This is a genomic window from Ktedonobacter racemifer DSM 44963, assembly GCF_000178855.1.
Lineage (GTDB): Bacteria > Chloroflexota > Ktedonobacteria > Ktedonobacterales > Ktedonobacteraceae > Ktedonobacter > Ktedonobacter racemifer.
This window is the reverse complement of record NZ_ADVG01000001.1, coordinates 239,406-254,960: the sequence shown is the minus strand read 5'-3', so window position 1 is coordinate 254,960 and position 15,555 is coordinate 239,406. Positions and strand designations below refer to the sequence as shown.

The window sequence follows — 15,555 nt, the reverse complement described above, 5'->3', positions numbered from 1 at the left end:
AGAACGTTCTTTGTTCCCTCCTCGTATCTTCTCAACAGAGAAAGAAATCATTGGTTAGCGTCGTGGAGGGGACTGATGAAGCAACGCCACTGGAAGTGCCGTCGGCAAGGAGTTGAGCATATTCATGCCCTCTCCCGCTGGGATCAGGCCTACCAATGCCTTCTGCGATGGACGAATGCCCCGCAACAGGGGCCAGTCAGTCAGGAGGAAATCGATGAACATCGCAGCATATGTTCGTGTCTCGGGTCAGCGTCAAGTTCAGACACAGACCATCGAGCAGCAATTGGAACGATTACAGATATACTGCCAGTGTAAGAACTGGTTCTGGGAAGACGTCCAGATTTTTCGGGATGATGGCTACAGTGGAGCCAGTCTCAAACGACCAGGGTTAGATCGGTTACGAGATCAGGTGGGAAGAGCAATTTTTGATCGGGTTCTCATCACAGCGCCCGATCGTCTCGCCCGCAAATATGTGCATCAAGTCCTCCTCGTTGAGGAATTGGAGCGAGGAGGCTGTCAGGTGGAATTTGTGGAGCATCCCATGAGTCAGGATCCTCATGATCAGTTATTGTTGCAAATCCGAGGAGCGGTAGCCGAATATGAACGTACCCTCATTGCTGAACGGATGCGTCGAGGTCGTCTGCAAAAATTTCGAGCAGGGACGATGCTTCCCTGGAGTCGCCCCCCTTATGGGTATCGCTTAGATCCTGATCATCCACGGGATCCATCAGGAGTCCGCCTTCAAGAACCTGAAGCGATCCATGTGGCAGAAATCTTCGCGTATTATCTGGAAGAAGGGCATGGCTTGGAGCAACTCGCCAAGCACTTACATCAGCTAGGGATTCCAACCCCCAATGGAAAGTCGTATTGGAGCCTGACGACCTTACGTGACATGTTGAGGAATCCGGTCTACGCCGGAACCGTGTATGCTGGTCGAGAACGTGTTGTCGCGAAACATCGTCGTTTTTCCCCTTTGCAACCTATTGGGCGTCGATCCAGTACACAAGAGACGCCCTCTCAGGAGTGGATTGTGGTGGGACAAGTGCCAGCTATCGTTTCACAGGAGCAATTTGATTGGGTCCAGGCAAAACTGGCAGACAATTTGCACTTTGCCCGTCGGAACAATACCTCTCATCAGTACCTGTTGCGTGCCTTGGTCAGTTGTGGTCTGTGTCACCTTTCCTGTTTGGCTCGGACGAGTTCTGGACATGCCTACTATGTCTGCCGAGGAAAGCAGGGGCCCATCCGTTCTCGACGAGAGGAATGCTGTCATGCACGTTTCATTCCAGTTGAGCAGTTGGATACACTTGTCTGGCAGGACCTCTGTGAGGTGCTGCAACATCCAGTAGTTATTGAGCAGGCGTTGCAGCGAGCACAAGCGGGCGCTTGGCTTCCGCAAGAACTTCAAGCTCGCCGGACACAGGTCCGCAAAGCACGTAACACGCTGTGCGGGCAATTGGAACGACTGACTGAGGCCTATCTTGCCGATGCATTTCCTCTAGGAGAATACAAACGGCGGCGGCAGGACGTAGAACAGCGACTGGTGGCAGTGGAGATGCAGGCGAGCCAGATTGAAGCGAGTGTCCAGCAGCACATGGAATTAGCCAGCATCACTGGTTCGATCAACGAATTTTGTCAACGTATGAATCGCGGCCTCTCTCAGGCCACCTTTGAGCAGAAACGGCAGTTGGTAGAATTGCTCGTCGACCGTGTGGTCGTCACAATGGATGAGGTGGAGATCCGCTATGTGATCCCCACCTCACCGCGCAATGAACAGGTTCGTTTTTGTCATTTGCTTACGGACTATTCAGGTGCAAAGTAGCCTCAGAGCATATCTCTTTATTTCTTGTTGCGATACCTCTTCGTCCCTCTTCTCTCTTGCCTCGAACGGCTTTTTCTGTTGGAATGACTCGTACTAGAAATCTCGCATTAGATACTGAGATCTAGTACAAGTTTATCAGAAGAAAAAGAGGCATGAGAGCAATCGATGAAACGGCAATGGGATATTGAAGAGTTAATCGAACATTTCACCTTGATTCAAGAAGATCTGGATCTGCTCACCAATAAGTCTGGTCCGACACGACTGGGCTTTGCTCTATTACTCAAGTGTTTTCAGTATGAAGGGCGTTTTCCCCATGGCAGGCATGACATCCCCAAAGATGTGGTGAACTATGTAGCTCATCAGTTGAAGCTGAATGCCAGCATCTATGCCCAGTACGACTGGGAGGGACGCACCATTAAAGCCCATCGGGCGCAAATCCGAGAACAACTGGAGTTTCGCGAAGCCACCGTTCTTGATACCCAGGAGATGACCCAATGGCTCATCACAGAACATTTGGCGTCGGATCAGCACCTGGAACATCTCAAAGTGCTGGTGGCCAAGCGCTTTCGGGCTAGCAAAATAGAACCCCCAACCAATGAGCGGATGGAACGACTCATCCGCTCCGCATGTGTCACCTATGAACAGCAGTTATTTGAAGACGTGCTCACCCGGATTCCCCAGGCCACCCGTCACTACCTGGATGCCTTACTCGAACGTGAGGAAGCATCGGCTTTCCAGGAAACCGAGCTGCTGGATCAAGACGAACCGAAGCAGGCAAAGACGCGCCCAGACCGCGTGCAGTGGAGCGATTTAAAAAACAGTCCAGGAGCCATCGGGTTGGAGAGCATGCTCTTTGAGACGGATAAGCTGCGCGTCTTGTCCCAGTTGGCCTTGCCTGCTGACCTGTTTGGACACGTCTCTCCCTCCGTCGTCCGGCTGTACCGGGACCGCGCTGCGACCGATACGCTCTATGAACTGCGCCGTCACCCGGACGCCACCCGTTATACCTATCTGGCAGCGTTCTGTCAACAGCGGCAAGCAGAGATCATTGATAGCCTGATCGAGTTATTGATCCTGGTCGTCCGCCGCATCGAAACAACGGCGAATAAGCGGATTGGCAAACAGGTCGTCGAGGAAATGCGAAACAAGGTGGATAATAAACCGCGTCTGCTCCGCCGCGTCGCTCAAGCCTCCTTGAATGGGCCAGAGAAGACGATTCGCGAGGGCATTTATCCCGTGATGAGCCAGAAGCAATGCGAAGCGATTGTCAGTGAGAAGGAGACGAAGGACACCTTTCACGACCGGGTCTACCTTCGGATGCGCTCCTCGTATCGGGATCACTATCGGCGGATGATGCCTGGATTACTCCAGATGCTGGAATTTTGCTCCAATAATGATGCTCATCAGCCGGTCGTCGAGGCGATCGCCTTTCTCAAACGCTCGCTGGGGACACCAGGAGTCTGGTATCCTGCCGAAGAACATCCGCCTCTGGACGGAGTGGTTCGTCCGTTGTGGCATGATTTGGTGGTCGAGAAGGATGCGCAGGGAGAAGAGCGGATCAACCGGATCAACTACGAATTGTGTGTGTTAGAAACCATGCGTGACCAGGTGCGCTGTCGGGAAATCTGGGTCGTGGGAGCCGATAAGTACCGTAACCCCGACCGCGACTTGCCCGCCGACTTTGACGCCAAACGCGAGGAATATTACCAGGCACTCTCGGTCCCTCGCGAAGCGAAAACCTTTGTCGAAGCGCTTCAGCAAGAGATGACCCAGGCGCTCTCGTCGTTTGATCGTGCCTTGCCAAAGATCAGTGACCAGGTGCGCCTCTTGCCGAAAAAAGGGGGATGGATTCATCTCTCGCCTCTCAAGCGCCAGGCGGAACCGCAGAATCTCGGGAGGCTGAAAGCAGAAATCCGCAAGCGCTGGGGAGGAACGCCTTTGTTGGATATTCTGAAAGAAGCTGCTCTGCGTGCTGGCTTCCTCACCTACTTTCATAGTCCTGGTAGGCGCGAAACGCTGACCCAGGAGACGCTCCAGAAGCGTTTATTACTCTGTTTGTATGGCATGGGAACGAACATCGGGATCAAAGCGGTCAGTGAGGGAGATCATGGGCAAAGTTACCAGGAATTGTTGACCACGCGCCGACGGTATATCCATGTTGATCAATTGCGTGCGGCCATTGTGGATGTGACCAACGCGACCTTCCAGGCCCGTTTGCAACATATCTGGGGGGAAGTCACGACGACCTGTGCATCTGACTCGACCCAATTTTCAGCATTTGATGAAAACCTGATGGCAGAATGGCACTTACGCTATGGAGGAAAAGGAGTGATGCTGTATTGGCATGTCGAAAAGCATGCCGCCTGTATTTATTCGCAACTCAAAACGTGTTCGTCTTCTGAGGTAGCAGCGATGATCACAGGGGTATTGCGGCATTGTACCCAAATGAAGGTCGAAAAGCAGTTTGTGGATACTCATGGCCAGGATGAGGTAGCGTTTGGTTTCTGCCATCTGTTGGGCTTCCAACTCATGCCACGGCTCAAGAATATTGGTGGACAAAAACTCTACCGCCCGAAAGCCGGAGAACCCGACGCGTACTCCAACCTCCAACTGGTGCTGACGCGCCCGATCAATTGGGAAGTAATCACGCAGAACTATGACCTGATAATCAAGTTTGCCACAGCTATGCGCCTGGGCACAGCCGAGACAGAGGCCATCCTGCGCCGTTTCACACGCACCGGGCCACAGCACCCCGCCTATCTGGCCTTCTTAGAGTTGGGGAGAGCGGTCAAAACAATCTTTTTGTGTCGTTACCTGGAATCAGAGGAATTGCGACGTGAAGTTCATGCAGGACTCAATGTGATTGAGAACTGGAATGGGGCAAATGACTTTATTTTTTATGGCAAGCAAGGGGCATTTACGACCAATCGCCTGGATCAGCAAGAGCTAAGCGCATTATCTCTGCATCTCTTGCAAAGTTGTCTGGTCTACGTGAATACGTTGTTGATTCAACGGGTTCTGGCCGAACCAGAGCAGTTCCAACGGATGCAGCAAGAAGATCTGCGGGGACTGACACCTCTGATCTATAGCCATGTGACACCCTATGGAATGTTCCGCTTGGATCTTTCCGAACGCATTGAGATTGAGGAGCCATTGTCAGCATAATCCCTCTGTGAAGAGGCTGTCCAGTGGACACTGGCAGATGGATAGGCAACCCTGGTCCAGGGCTCCCGACATTTTCTTCCCCCGATTTCCCCTCTAAGCATGAGAGGAAATCGGGTATTCGAGGAACATCTCAGGAGAAAAGATGGTTCTTGAAAGCATCCCCGGGCTATCCAGAAACCAAGAGAAGCGATGATCTTCTCAAACCGAAAGGCTCAGGCAAGCTTCTCGACGTTTCTTCCGCCAGCACCTCACGTGAAACCCTTTATCCCATCTTCTGCATGAATTGCTGCCTGCTTAGAGGGAAAACCGGGGGAAGAAAATGTCGGGAGCCCATCTGCTCAGGCATCCCTCTTCTTGGGAAAGGTCACGGTAAAGGTCGATCCTTTTCCGACCTCGCTATCCACCGTGATGGTTCCCCCATGGCCCCTGACGATCTCGGCCACAATGTAGAGTCCCATGCCCAGACCAGGGATCGCTCGTTGCCTGGGACCAGCGACCCGATAGAAGCGCTCAAAAATCTTGTCGCGCTGCTCGCGCGGGATGCCCAGACCATGATCGCGGACACGGATCGTGACCGTCTCAGGGGAGGCGGAGAGATCCATCTCGACCGTCTCTGTACCCGGAGAATACTTGATGGCATTGCTGAGCAGATTGGTGAAGACCTGTCCGAGCCAGTCTTTGTCTCCGACGAGTGTGCAAGAAGTTGCGCCACGTACCACAATGGTATGCGTCGTAGAGATCTGCTGCATGGTGTCGGCCACCTCATGGAGCAACGCATCCAGATTGACTGTCTCCCGGATGTACTCCAACCTGCCTGCCTGGATCTTGGAGACGTCAAGCAACTCTCCGACTAGGCGTTCGAGTTGCTTGACAGGTCCCTCCACCTTGGAAAGCGCTGTGGCAGCCTCGTGATGAGCTTGCCGTTCCAGTCGTTTTCGTACCAGTTGGGTCTGCATCTTTAAGGCGGTGAGCGGTGTCTTGAGCTCATGGCTGGCCATGCTGATAAAGTCATCCTTGCGTTGTTCGAGCTCCTTGGGGGCCGAGTTATCCAGCACAAAGGCGATCCTCTGGAAGGGGTGATGCTGTAAGACGTCCCCGCACACGAGCACGGGAAGGCGGCTGCCATCTTGACACACGTACTCTTTCTCATAGGGCGTCAACGACTGCTGGGCGGCCAATTCCTGATGGGCCTGCCGGGTCTGAGCCAGATACTCTGGAGGGGTCATGTGCATCCAGTTCAGACGCCCGGCGTGTAGGTCTTCGCGGGTATAGCCAGTCATGCGCAGAAAGGTGTCGTTGGCGTCCACAATCTGCTCCCCTTCGTCGACAAAGATCCCGATAATGTTGGAGTTCATCAGGACGCTCGCGCGCTCCTGACTCTGGCGTAAGGCTTCCTCGATCCGCTTCTGGTCCTCAATGTTGGTGTTGGTGCCAAACCATTTGATGATCTGGCCTGCTTCATTGCGCATCGGCATGGCACGCGTTAAGAACCAGCGATACTCCCCAGTTTGAGCATGTCTGAGACGCTGTTCGTACTCAAACATGGCTCCCGTGTCCAGGGCACGCTGGAAGCTCGCTCGGTGGCCTTCCTGATCATCAGGATGGATGAACTGGAGATGAACCCATCGGTCGCTTTGTATCTGCTCAAGCGTCAACCCGGTGTAGTCACGCCAGCGCTGGTTCGTGTATTCGTGCTGGCCGTCGGGTCGTTTCACCCACACCAGTTGCGGCACGGTTTCGGCCAGCACGCGTAAGCTCTCCCGGCTTTCTTTGAGCTGCTGCTCCGTCCGTTTCTGGTCCTCGATATCGGTGCACGTGCCAAACCACTTGAGGATCTGGCCGGTTTCATCGCGCACCGGCATGCTGCGGACTAAAAACCAACGATACTCCCCGGTCTGGCTATTTCTGAGACGCGCTTCGTGCTCAAACATGTCTCCCATGTCCCGGGCCTGCTGCCACTGAGCTCGGTTGCCTTCCCGATCCTCAGGATGGATGAACTGGAGATACACCCAGCAGTCGCTTTCGACCTGCTCAAGCGTCAATCCGGTGTAGTCACACCAGCGCTGATTGACGTATTCGTGCCCGCCGTCGGGTCGGGTCGCCCATACCAGCTGCGGCACCGTTTCGGCCAGCACGCGCAAGCTCTCCCGGCTTGATTTGAGCTGCTGCTCGGCTCGTTTCTGCTCGTCGATATCGGTACAGGTGCCAAACCACTTGAGGATCTGGCCTGCTTCATCGCGCACGGGCATGCCGCGGGCTAAGAACCAGCGATACGCGCCCGTTTGGCCCTCCCTGAGACGATATTCGATCGCATAGGGTTCACCCGTTGCCAGCGAGCGGTTCCGGACTGCGCACACGTGGTCATACTCCTCTGGATGCAGGAACTGACGCCAGCCATACCCTCGTAATTGCTCTGGCGTCGCCTGGAAATAGTCCGCATACCGTTGATTCCAGTCTTCCGTCAGGCCGTCCGGTCCTGTGGCCCACACCAATTGCGGCAGCGTTTCGACCAGCACCCTCAAGTGTTCCCGGCTTTCTTTGAGCCCCTGCTCGGCTCGTTTCCGGTCCTCAATATCGGTGCAGGTGCCAACCCAGTGCAGGATCGTACCCTGGGCATTTCTCTGCGGCACGCCTCGGACCAGAAACCAGCGATAGGCTCCGCTGGTGCCATCTTGTAAGCGCAGTTCCACTTCATAGGGCACGCCTGTCTGGATGGATGTCTGCCACGCCGCCCGTACCCGTTGCCGGTCATCCGGATGCACACCCGCCAACCAGCCATCCCCTTCGGCCCGTTCGAGGGTCATCGCCATATAGGCGATCAAGCGGTGATTGTGGTAGGTGAGCGACCCATCGGGTCCTGCGATCCAAACAAAGTGGGGGATGGCATCAACCAGGGGACGCAGTTCGTCTTCGGCCTGCTTGCGTTCGGTGATATCCCGACCTGCACAGATGAGATATTCGACCTGCTGGCTGGCATCCCGATGGCAGGTAATCGTCATCAACATGTCCAGAGACAGGTCGGTTCGGGGATGGATGTGAGCCTCAAAGCGCACGGTTTCTCCCTGGGCGGCTTGTGCAATGGCTGCGCGCAAGTGCTGTTGGACTGCCGGGTCAGAGGACCACGCAGGCAGGTCGGTCAACGGTTTGCCTATCGCTTCCTCCCGCCGCAGGTGGGCATCGGCCAGGGGACGCTGATTGATGTCCAGGACCAGCCCCTCGGGGGTCACGATCGTGACGCCATCAGCGACGCTTTCCAGCAGCTCCCGATACAGCTGTTCGTTCCGACTCAAGGCATCCTGGAGGGGCAGTGGTTCCAGCTGTTCCTGGAACAAGAGCGCGAGGCCTTTGTCGGTCGGAGTGAGCGAGACGTGCAGCCAGTTGTTGGTAACGGGAGACACATACGCCACTTCGGTTGGTTCGCGGGTCTGCCTGGTCTTCCGAACGGCCTGGTAGAGCGGCGTGCTGACCAGGTGGGGAGCACAGTGCCACAAGGACGTGCCACAGACTTCCTCTCGTGCGGTGCCGATGATGGCCTGCGCGTTTGCATTGGCATAGACAATGGTCTCCGTGTCATCGACGACCAACAAGGCACCAGGAAGCGTCTCAAGAATGGTGAGGAGCGTCTCACGCGACGCAACAGTGACACGCTCGGTCTTCTTTGCATTCGACATACTGCGGTAGCTCTCCCTTTCACATGTCCCATCCCTGGTGGCGAAGATATGTTCCTGCTCGAACCTTAAACAAACAGAGTGAAATGATTGTAAATGCGAGGATTCGATGAGGTACTTTTTGGGGCATTATCTGAGGTAATCTTTTCCCTCTCTCATGAGGAAAAACCGCTTCATAGGCCATACAAACCCTTTTTCTCCCTCAGATAATTGTACAATTTCATCATCATCGAATTCGCGTATTTACACCCAGAAGGCCCGATGAGCAGCCATTCCGCCTCGTCCTGACTAGTATTTTCGATCTGATGGAGTGTTTGGCCTGGAACAATCAAGGTGTCACCGGGGGGCAACTTCCACCCGCTTGTCCCCAACGAGAGCGGTGATTGTTCCCGCCAACAGCACGATGACCTCTTCATGGTGGTGATAGTGCAAGGTAAGAGTGGTTCCTGGTTCCTGACGTTGGTGGATAACCGTGACCTCGGTTGCCCCCAGACGAGGAGTGGCCAGGCTCCCAGCAAACATTCCAGGGAACCCACTCTCAGTGATCTTTACATTACGAATAAGCATCAAAGAAATCTCCTTTGCGTGAATGAAGCACAGACCTGTGCTCTACTAGTAGCAAGTCACCTGACCAAGGTGTTGTTCCAGTTCTGACAGAGCCCTTGATGAGGTTCTGTCAGAACTGGAAGCCTCATGCCAGGATGCTGGATGGCAGGAAGAGCCAGGCGACTCAAGCGTGTTACGGCCGAACCATGACTTTGATGGCTTGGCGCTGATCCATAGCGGCATACCCTGCTGCCACCTCAGCCAGACTTACGGTGCGATCCAGAACAGACGAAGGATCAAGCCTGCCTGCCAGGACCTCTGCCAGGAGTTCGGGCAGATATGCTCGCGCTGGTGCCAGTCCTCCACGTAAGCCAATATTGGAGGAAAACATGTGTCCCAGCGGAACCTCCTGGCCATGGGGCGCACCGACAAATCCAACCGTCCCACCGGGACGGCTGAGAGTGACCGCCATCTGGATGGTTTCTTTGGCTCCTACACACTCCAGGACCGCTTGTGCGCCTCCTTGCGTCATCTCAAGCGCCTGCTGGACAGCCTCGTCCCCATTGCTGGTGATGATGTCGGTGGCCCCAAATTGGCGTGCCAGAGCCAGACGTTGGGGTTGATGGCCCAGCACTATGATCTGTTCGGCGCCCAGGCGGCGGGCCGCCAGCGTGGCGCACAGGCCCACCGCCCCATCTCCGATGACCGCCACACGTCCGCCCGCTCGGACGTTGGCACTTACCGCTGCGTGATGGCCCGCTGCCATGACATCGGTCAAGGGCAGAATGGCCTTGAGCAGGGCCTCATCTCCCTCCACCTCGGGAGGTACAACGACCAGGGTGGCATCGGCAAAGCACGCCCGAATAGCCTCGGCCTGCCCGCCTTCGTGTCCAAAGCCCCAGAGACCACCCTGCACACAGGCGCTATCGAGTCCCTGGAGGCAGAACTCACAGGTTCCATCACAGAAGTCATAGGAGGCAATTACGCGGTCCCCACGTTTGATAGTGCGGACCTCCGAGCCGATATCCTGCACAATGCCCATCCATTCGTGGCCGATTTGCCAGCCTGGCTGGTAGGGTCCCTGACCGCGATAGGGCCAGAGATCGGTGCCACAGATACAGGCATGAGTAATCTGCACCACGGCGTCGGTTGGCTCAAGAAGAGCCGCATCGGGGATCTGCTCTACCTGGATAGCAAAGGCTCCGCGAAAAATGGCTGCTCGCATCGTTGGTTTCTCTTTCTTCTTTTCTCAATCTCATGAAGAGGAGAAGTGGAGACTCTTCCGCATCTCTGTAGACACCGACAAGGTACTATTTTGCGAAATTGACATATCTTCTTCCTTCAGGGGAGGGGAAATGGGGGTGAACCCCGGCATGGTGCCCTCGCACAAAGAGCAAATCTGAGGGGGTGATCGGACTGGCCAGCATGCGAATGCGCACTTCCCCTTTCCCGGGTTGCGGCAGAGGACACTGCTGAACCGTCAGCACCTGGGCAGGCTCCCCATACTGCTCGAAGCGGATTGCTTTCATCTTTCCCCTCTCTTTTCTTCTGCAAGGTCGTGTCTCTAAACACCTCTCTCACTGGGTCACTGCGGAAAGGAGCGCTTCCAACTTGTGCTCCACCTCCTGGGCCACCTGGGTGATTTCCTCGCGCTGGTACTGGGCGAGCAGGGAGACAAAGGTGTCATAGGCCACAAAGGTCTTGCCTGCCTCATCCTCGTACACGACGAAGTGCAGGGGCGCATATAAGGCTACTTCTGGCAGGAGTCTGCTCATCTGATTGGCGAGCAGCGGATTGCCAGCCATATACTGGATGGCTCGACTGGTTTTGCCTGCCAGAGTGTGAAAAGGGGTATGCTCGACCGCCTTAAAGATGGTAAAATCGCTCGTTCCGAGTTGCCTTTCAATCGCCTCCTCTGCCTGCTCCAACGGGGCCTGAGCGGCAGCTAGGGTCTGGATACGTTGTTCCGTTTCCCGCCAGCCTTCCTCTGAGCCGAGTCGGCTCTCAAGCCCCTCAAGGACCTTCTCATACGGTTGGTTCGACGCAATGATCGTATGTTCAATGGTGATCGACCTGGTCGATTTCATCGGTTTCCCTTTCTTGTTCGCTCTCTTTGTTGAGCGGAGCACGAGGTGTCGTCACGGTCTTTCCCCGATGGATCTCCTCGGTTTTCTTCCCAGCACCGAAAAAACTCGAGAGTTTCCGCCAGAGCAGGGCGAAAAACGCGGTGCGGCTTCTTGTTCCGACCGGCCTGGAAAGACTCTCCCCTGGAGGAGCGCATCAAGAGCGCGGTCCTTTGACTGATCGGTTCCATGAACCAGTTCGCTCGTCAAGCATGGACCTCAGTGATGACACCTCCCGTTTTCGCATGCCTGACGCGAAGCGAAGAGCACTCACGTCGATGGACGCGCGTGTCGGTTCTGGATCGGGTAGCATGTTCGCTTCTCTGTGTCAGTATACCTCACAAAAAATCACCAGTCAATATATTTTAGTAGTGATTTTAAGCCCTTTCCCTCTTGAAAATTTACCGTCATATATGGTATACTGGTGATAACCCTCGAGAAGGAGGAGCAAAATGATGACTCTGCAGGAAGAGCAGAGCAAAGCGGCGCCGGGAGCGCTGGCTGTGGTGCAAGCGCTCGTGAACACCCAGTATGGACAGGGGCGACGTGCACACCGGGAACTGACGAGTCCAGAACAGCTTCGCGTCTGGTTGGTGGCGCATGGTCTGTTGGCCGAGGGCGCACCGGTCACGCAGGGAGATGTTCGTCGGGTGTTCCAGTTGCGCGAGGCGCTGCGCAGCCTCTTGCGTGCAAACCAGGAGACAACCATGCTGGCGTCATCGATCGAGGTCTTCAATCGCTACGCCCTCGACGCCCCGCTCACAGTGCACCTGCACCCCGACGGACCTCCCACCCTCGAACCGGATCTTGCTGGCGTGGATGGAGCGCTTGCCCGTCTCGTCGGGATAGTGTTTACCGCCATGACGGACGGCACCTGGGCCAGGCTGAAAGTGTGCCGGAATGAGCGGTGCCAGAAGGCATTCTACGATACATCCAAGAATCGTTCCGGGGCGTGGTGTTCGATGGCCGGGTGCGGGAGTCGTCTGAAGGCGCGCGCGTATCGACACCGACGCGCCGCACACCCCGAGGAATGACGAGAAAAGAGCGCCACACGTGGGGACAAGAAGCACAAAAGGTCGCCTTTTTGTAGCACTCGTGGGGAGATCTTCTTTCTATCAGCTGGCCGTGTTCTGAGTTCTGACATTTCCGCCCTGTAAATACGCGAATTCGATGATGATGAAATTGTACAATTACCTGAGGGAGAAAAAGGGTTTGTATGGCCTATGAAGCGGTTTTTCCTCATGAGAGAGGGAAAAGATTACCTCAGATAATGCCCCAAAAAGTACCTCATCGAATCCTCGCATTTACATTCTGGGATGCAGTTCTTCCTTCCAAACGGGGAAGAAGTCGTGACGGAGTGGGCCAAGTGAGGTGGTCTCTTTGGAGCAACAACATGGTGCATTTTTTCAACCCAATCACAGAGGAACACATGAATGATCTGCTTGCACGGGCCATTGCCGCACATGGCGGCCTTGATCGCTGGAACACCTTCAACAAGGTGACCGCTACGGTCGTCGCTGGCGGGGGCTTGAGGCCGATGAAAGGCCTCGAAAATGATCCCAATCCCCGGGAGAGGACGGTCACGCTGCATGAGGAAACGACGTTTATCAGCCCGTTCGGCCAACCGGACTGGCGCATGGCTTTCACGCCCGACCGGGTCGCGATCGAAACCAGCACGGGTGCCGTCGTCAGCGAGCGCTCCAATCCAAGGGCCGCTTTCGCTGGCCACGTTTTGGAGACGGTGTGGGATCCGCTTCACAATGCGTACTGGAGCGGCTACACGATATGGACCTACCTCACAACGCCATTCTTGATGGCCATGCCTGGCTTCCAGGTCGCCGAAATCGCGCCGTGGCAAGAAGATGGGGAGCTTTGGCGCGGGTTGCGTGCGCGCTTTCCAGACGCAATCGCCAGCCATAGCCAGGAGCAGGACTTCTACTTCGGCGACGATTTCCTTCTGCGTCGGCACGACTACCACCTTGATGTGGCGGGCAGCGTTCCGGTGGCGCAGTATGTCCACGACATTGTGGAGGCCGATGGGTTCCGCTTTCCGACCAGGCGCCGTGCGTACGTGCGTGGGCCAGGTCGGAAACCGATTCGCGACCTGCTGCTGATCTCGCTCGATCTGAGTCATTTCCGGCTCACGACCTAATGCATTTTTCAGTAGGCCCTTTGGTGTATTCTTAACGAAAGAATACATTCTGCGAGAGAAGTAACAGTTTTGTGCTTATATAGCCTTGCTTTTTCTCAGACGACAAACCGCCAGTAGAGCAGCTTGAGCCAAGCTAGGCAAAGTAAAATGAGCGGGAAAGCATGATGTAAGCGCTACTTGAGGGATCTCCCGGAAAATGAAATGGTAGGAAATAACGAACGTTTGTTCCTTCCTTCCTGTTGGTGTACAAAAGCGGCTTAGGCATACTTAACAGGCTTCTATGCACCCAATTTTGTTCATCTTGAATGGGCCTGAGAAGCTGACTCGTGGGCTCTTTCCTCTTCTTTCGTTTTCCGGGAGATCCCTCAGGTTCGTCTGTACGCGTTTGTGCTTGTCTTTTAAACGACCGCGCTCCAGGAAGATGCCATGCGGCAAGAGCAGTGCGCACGAACCTTTACCGACAAAATGACGGGCAAACGATTTGACCGCCCAGAATTTCTCCGCATGCTTGATATCGCACGTGAGGGCGATGTCATTGTCGTCTGGAGGCTCGACCGCCTCGGACGCTCGCTCAAAGACCTGATGGCCTGTCAGTGCGAAACTGACGAAAAGATACCTGGACTTTGCACATTTTTACTGAAGAGCCTTTTTGACCTCTGCCAGTACACTGCAAGGAATAGTAGTGTCCGTTGTGCGAGAAAAGGAGGTTTCTTCCAGTGTTCCCACATCCTCTTGCGAGCCTTTTAGCTCCATTCCGAGGAGCTTTCACGAGGCCGACCTGGCAAAAGGTCGTGCAACTTATTGAAGGAACGCTCCTGACGCATGGACGCAGGACAGTAACAGCAGCGCTACGAGCGGCAGGACTGCAAGAAGAAAGGCATTTCAATCTCTTCCACCATGTCCTCAGTCGCGCTCGCTGGTCTCCTCTTCGAATCAGTCGCCTTCTATTGCTGCTGCTCGTTCAGACGTTTGTTCCCAAAGGGGCAACAGGTGAAATCGTAGCAGATGAAACGTTAGAGCGGCGATGGGGGCCACATATTACGAAGTGTGGATACTACCATGACCCTGTGCGCTCGTCAGAGAAGCATAAGAGGATCAGTCGTGGTTTGAGGTGGCTTTGCCTGATGCTCATCGTCACCCCTCCGTGGACGAGCCGACCCTGGGCACTTCCTTTTCTCTGTGTCTTGTTGACTTCCGAGGAGGTCGATATGAGGTTAGGGCGCCGGCATAAAACCGTTCCAGACTGGACTAAACAACTCATGAAGCTCGTACGCCGATGGCTCCCTGATCGAGCTATCAAGCTTGTTGGTGATGGCGCATATAGTGTTGTAGAGTTGGGAACGGCCTGCCGAAAACAGCAGATCACGCTCATCGCCCCGTTGCGTTTTGATGCCTGTCTCTATACGCCTCCTCCAACACGTCAACCACGCCAAATGGGGCGACCACGCCTGATAGGCCAACGCCTCCCGCAGTTTGATCAGGTGCTCTTTGACCCACATACTACCTGGCAGCAAGCCTGGGTCACATGGTATGGACAAGGCAAACGGCGGATCGAATGGTGCAGTGCAACGGCACTGTGGTATCGCGGAGGTCAAACGCCTTTACCTATCCGATGGGTTTTGAACCGTGATCCCGAGGGGAAACACGAGCCACGAGCCTACTTCTCGACTGATCAAACCCAATCTGGCCTCTCTATCATCACCGATTTTATGAAACGCTGGTGTGCTGAAGTCACCTTTGAAGAGAGCCGGGCACATTTAGGTGTGGAGACACAGCGACAATGGTCAGACAAGGCGATCGAACGGATGACGCCTTGCCTCTTTGGGCTCTACAGCTTGGTCGCGTTTCTTGGTCACCACCACCATCCCACAGGGGATATTCCATTCCAACAAACAGCGTGGTACCGAAAGCGCCAGGCGACGTTCGCCGATGTGCTTGCTGTTGTGCGGCGTCATCTGTGGAATGATTTCCGTTATTCGACATTGCCCCAAAAACCTAATGTCATTTTACTTCCGCGCTCAGACCTCTCTCGCTTCGCTGATATCGTCTGTTCCTCAGCTTAAAATGTGCAAAGTCCAG

11 protein-coding genes and 1 pseudogene are annotated in these 15,555 nt (G+C 55.0%); 6 read left to right on the top strand and 6 right to left on the bottom strand.

Annotation, left to right across the window (positions count from 1 at the left end; genetic code table 11):
* Window positions 1–54 precede the first annotated feature (54 nt).
* Entirely contained in the window at window positions 55–222 is a 168-nt protein-coding gene (locus tag KRAC_RS70525; protein ID WP_157506249.1) for a hypothetical protein, read from the bottom strand.
* Between KRAC_RS70525 and KRAC_RS01170 the strand changes: the two genes are divergently transcribed.
* Window positions 215–1,822 (top strand): recombinase family protein, encoded by a 1,608-nt coding sequence (locus KRAC_RS01170; protein ID WP_007903844.1) that lies wholly within the window; start codon window positions 215–217, stop codon window positions 1,820–1,822. The two genes, KRAC_RS70525 and KRAC_RS01170, sit on opposite strands and share 8 nt — an antisense overlap.
* Before the next feature lie 165 nt (window positions 1,823–1,987).
* Window positions 1,988–4,987 carry a Tn3 family transposase gene (locus KRAC_RS01165; RefSeq protein ID WP_007903842.1) on the top strand — a complete coding sequence of 1,000 codons (3,000 nt, stop codon included), beginning with the start codon at window positions 1,988–1,990 and terminating at the stop codon, window positions 4,985–4,987.
* Window positions 4,988–5,325: 338 nt separating this feature from the next.
* Here the strand turns inward: KRAC_RS01165 and KRAC_RS01160 are convergent, their stop codons facing one another.
* From KRAC_RS01160 to KRAC_RS60450, 5 genes are all read right to left on the bottom strand, one after another.
* Window positions 5,326–8,658: a PAS domain S-box protein gene (locus KRAC_RS01160; RefSeq protein ID WP_007903841.1), complete on the bottom strand. Its 3,333-nt coding sequence runs from the start codon at window positions 8,656–8,658 to the stop codon at window positions 5,326–5,328.
* 333 nt (window positions 8,659–8,991) lie between these two features.
* Entirely contained in the window at window positions 8,992–9,222 is a 231-nt protein-coding gene (locus tag KRAC_RS01155) for a cupin domain-containing protein (protein ID WP_007903840.1), read from the bottom strand.
* Window positions 9,223–9,394: 172 nt separating this feature from the next.
* Window positions 9,395–10,426, bottom strand: a complete 1,032-nt coding sequence (locus KRAC_RS01150) for a zinc-binding dehydrogenase (RefSeq protein ID WP_007903839.1) — start codon at window positions 10,424–10,426, stop codon at window positions 9,395–9,397.
* Between the two features lie 85 nt (window positions 10,427–10,511).
* On the bottom strand, window positions 10,512–10,730 hold the full coding sequence (locus KRAC_RS01145; RefSeq protein WP_007903837.1) for a hypothetical protein: 219 nt from the start codon (window positions 10,728–10,730) through the stop codon (window positions 10,512–10,514).
* 48 nt (window positions 10,731–10,778) lie between these two features.
* Window positions 10,779–11,288, bottom strand: coding sequence for a DUF302 domain-containing protein (locus KRAC_RS60450; RefSeq protein ID WP_007903836.1), 510 nt, complete (start codon window positions 11,286–11,288; stop codon window positions 10,779–10,781).
* A 488-nt stretch (window positions 11,289–11,776) separates the two neighbouring features.
* Here KRAC_RS60450 and KRAC_RS01135 point away from each other — a divergent pair, with 488 nt between their 5' ends.
* The 4 genes and pseudogenes from KRAC_RS01135 (at window position 11,777) to KRAC_RS01120 (ending at window position 15,539) form a co-directional block, all read left to right on the top strand.
* A complete protein-coding gene (locus KRAC_RS01135) occupies window positions 11,777–12,358 on the top strand; it encodes a CGNR zinc finger domain-containing protein (RefSeq protein WP_007903835.1) in 582 nt (193 codons plus the stop codon).
* 395 nt (window positions 12,359–12,753) lie between these two features.
* Window positions 12,754–13,476 (top strand): hypothetical protein, encoded by a 723-nt coding sequence (locus KRAC_RS01130; RefSeq protein ID WP_040441703.1) that lies wholly within the window; start codon window positions 12,754–12,756, stop codon window positions 13,474–13,476.
* 420 nt (window positions 13,477–13,896) lie between these two features.
* Window positions 13,897–14,223, top strand: a pseudogene (locus KRAC_RS75150) (recombinase family protein); the annotation flags it as partial.
* Window positions 14,193–15,539, top strand: coding sequence for an IS701 family transposase (locus KRAC_RS01120; protein WP_007903831.1), 1,347 nt, complete (start codon window positions 14,193–14,195; stop codon window positions 15,537–15,539). The pseudogene KRAC_RS75150 and the gene KRAC_RS01120, both read left to right, overlap by 31 nt.
* The last annotated feature ends 16 nt before the right edge of the window (window positions 15,540–15,555 follow it).

Excerpts from the sequence above, each read along its gene's own strand:
- KRAC_RS01170 (WP_007903844.1), top strand. The coding sequence starts at position 215 with ATGAACATCGCAGCATATGTTCGTGTCTCGGGTCAGCGTCAAGTTCAG.
- KRAC_RS70525 (WP_157506249.1), bottom strand. The coding sequence starts at position 222 with ATGTTCATCGATTTCCTCCTGACTGACTGGCCCCTGTTGCGGGGCATT.
- KRAC_RS01165 (WP_007903842.1), top strand. The coding sequence starts at position 1,988 with ATGAAACGGCAATGGGATATTGAAGAGTTAATCGAACATTTCACCTTG.
- KRAC_RS01160 (WP_007903841.1), bottom strand. The coding sequence starts at position 8,658 with ATGTCGAATGCAAAGAAGACCGAGCGTGTCACTGTTGCGTCGCGTGAG.
- KRAC_RS01155 (WP_007903840.1), bottom strand. The coding sequence starts at position 9,222 with ATGCTTATTCGTAATGTAAAGATCACTGAGAGTGGGTTCCCTGGAATG.
- KRAC_RS01150 (WP_007903839.1), bottom strand. The coding sequence starts at position 10,426 with ATGCGAGCAGCCATTTTTCGCGGAGCCTTTGCTATCCAGGTAGAGCAG.
- KRAC_RS01145 (WP_007903837.1), bottom strand. The coding sequence starts at position 10,730 with ATGAAAGCAATCCGCTTCGAGCAGTATGGGGAGCCTGCCCAGGTGCTG.
- KRAC_RS60450 (WP_007903836.1), bottom strand. The coding sequence starts at position 11,288 with ATGAAATCGACCAGGTCGATCACCATTGAACATACGATCATTGCGTCG.
- KRAC_RS01135 (WP_007903835.1), top strand. The coding sequence starts at position 11,777 with ATGATGACTCTGCAGGAAGAGCAGAGCAAAGCGGCGCCGGGAGCGCTG.
- KRAC_RS01130 (WP_040441703.1), top strand. The coding sequence starts at position 12,754 with ATGAATGATCTGCTTGCACGGGCCATTGCCGCACATGGCGGCCTTGAT.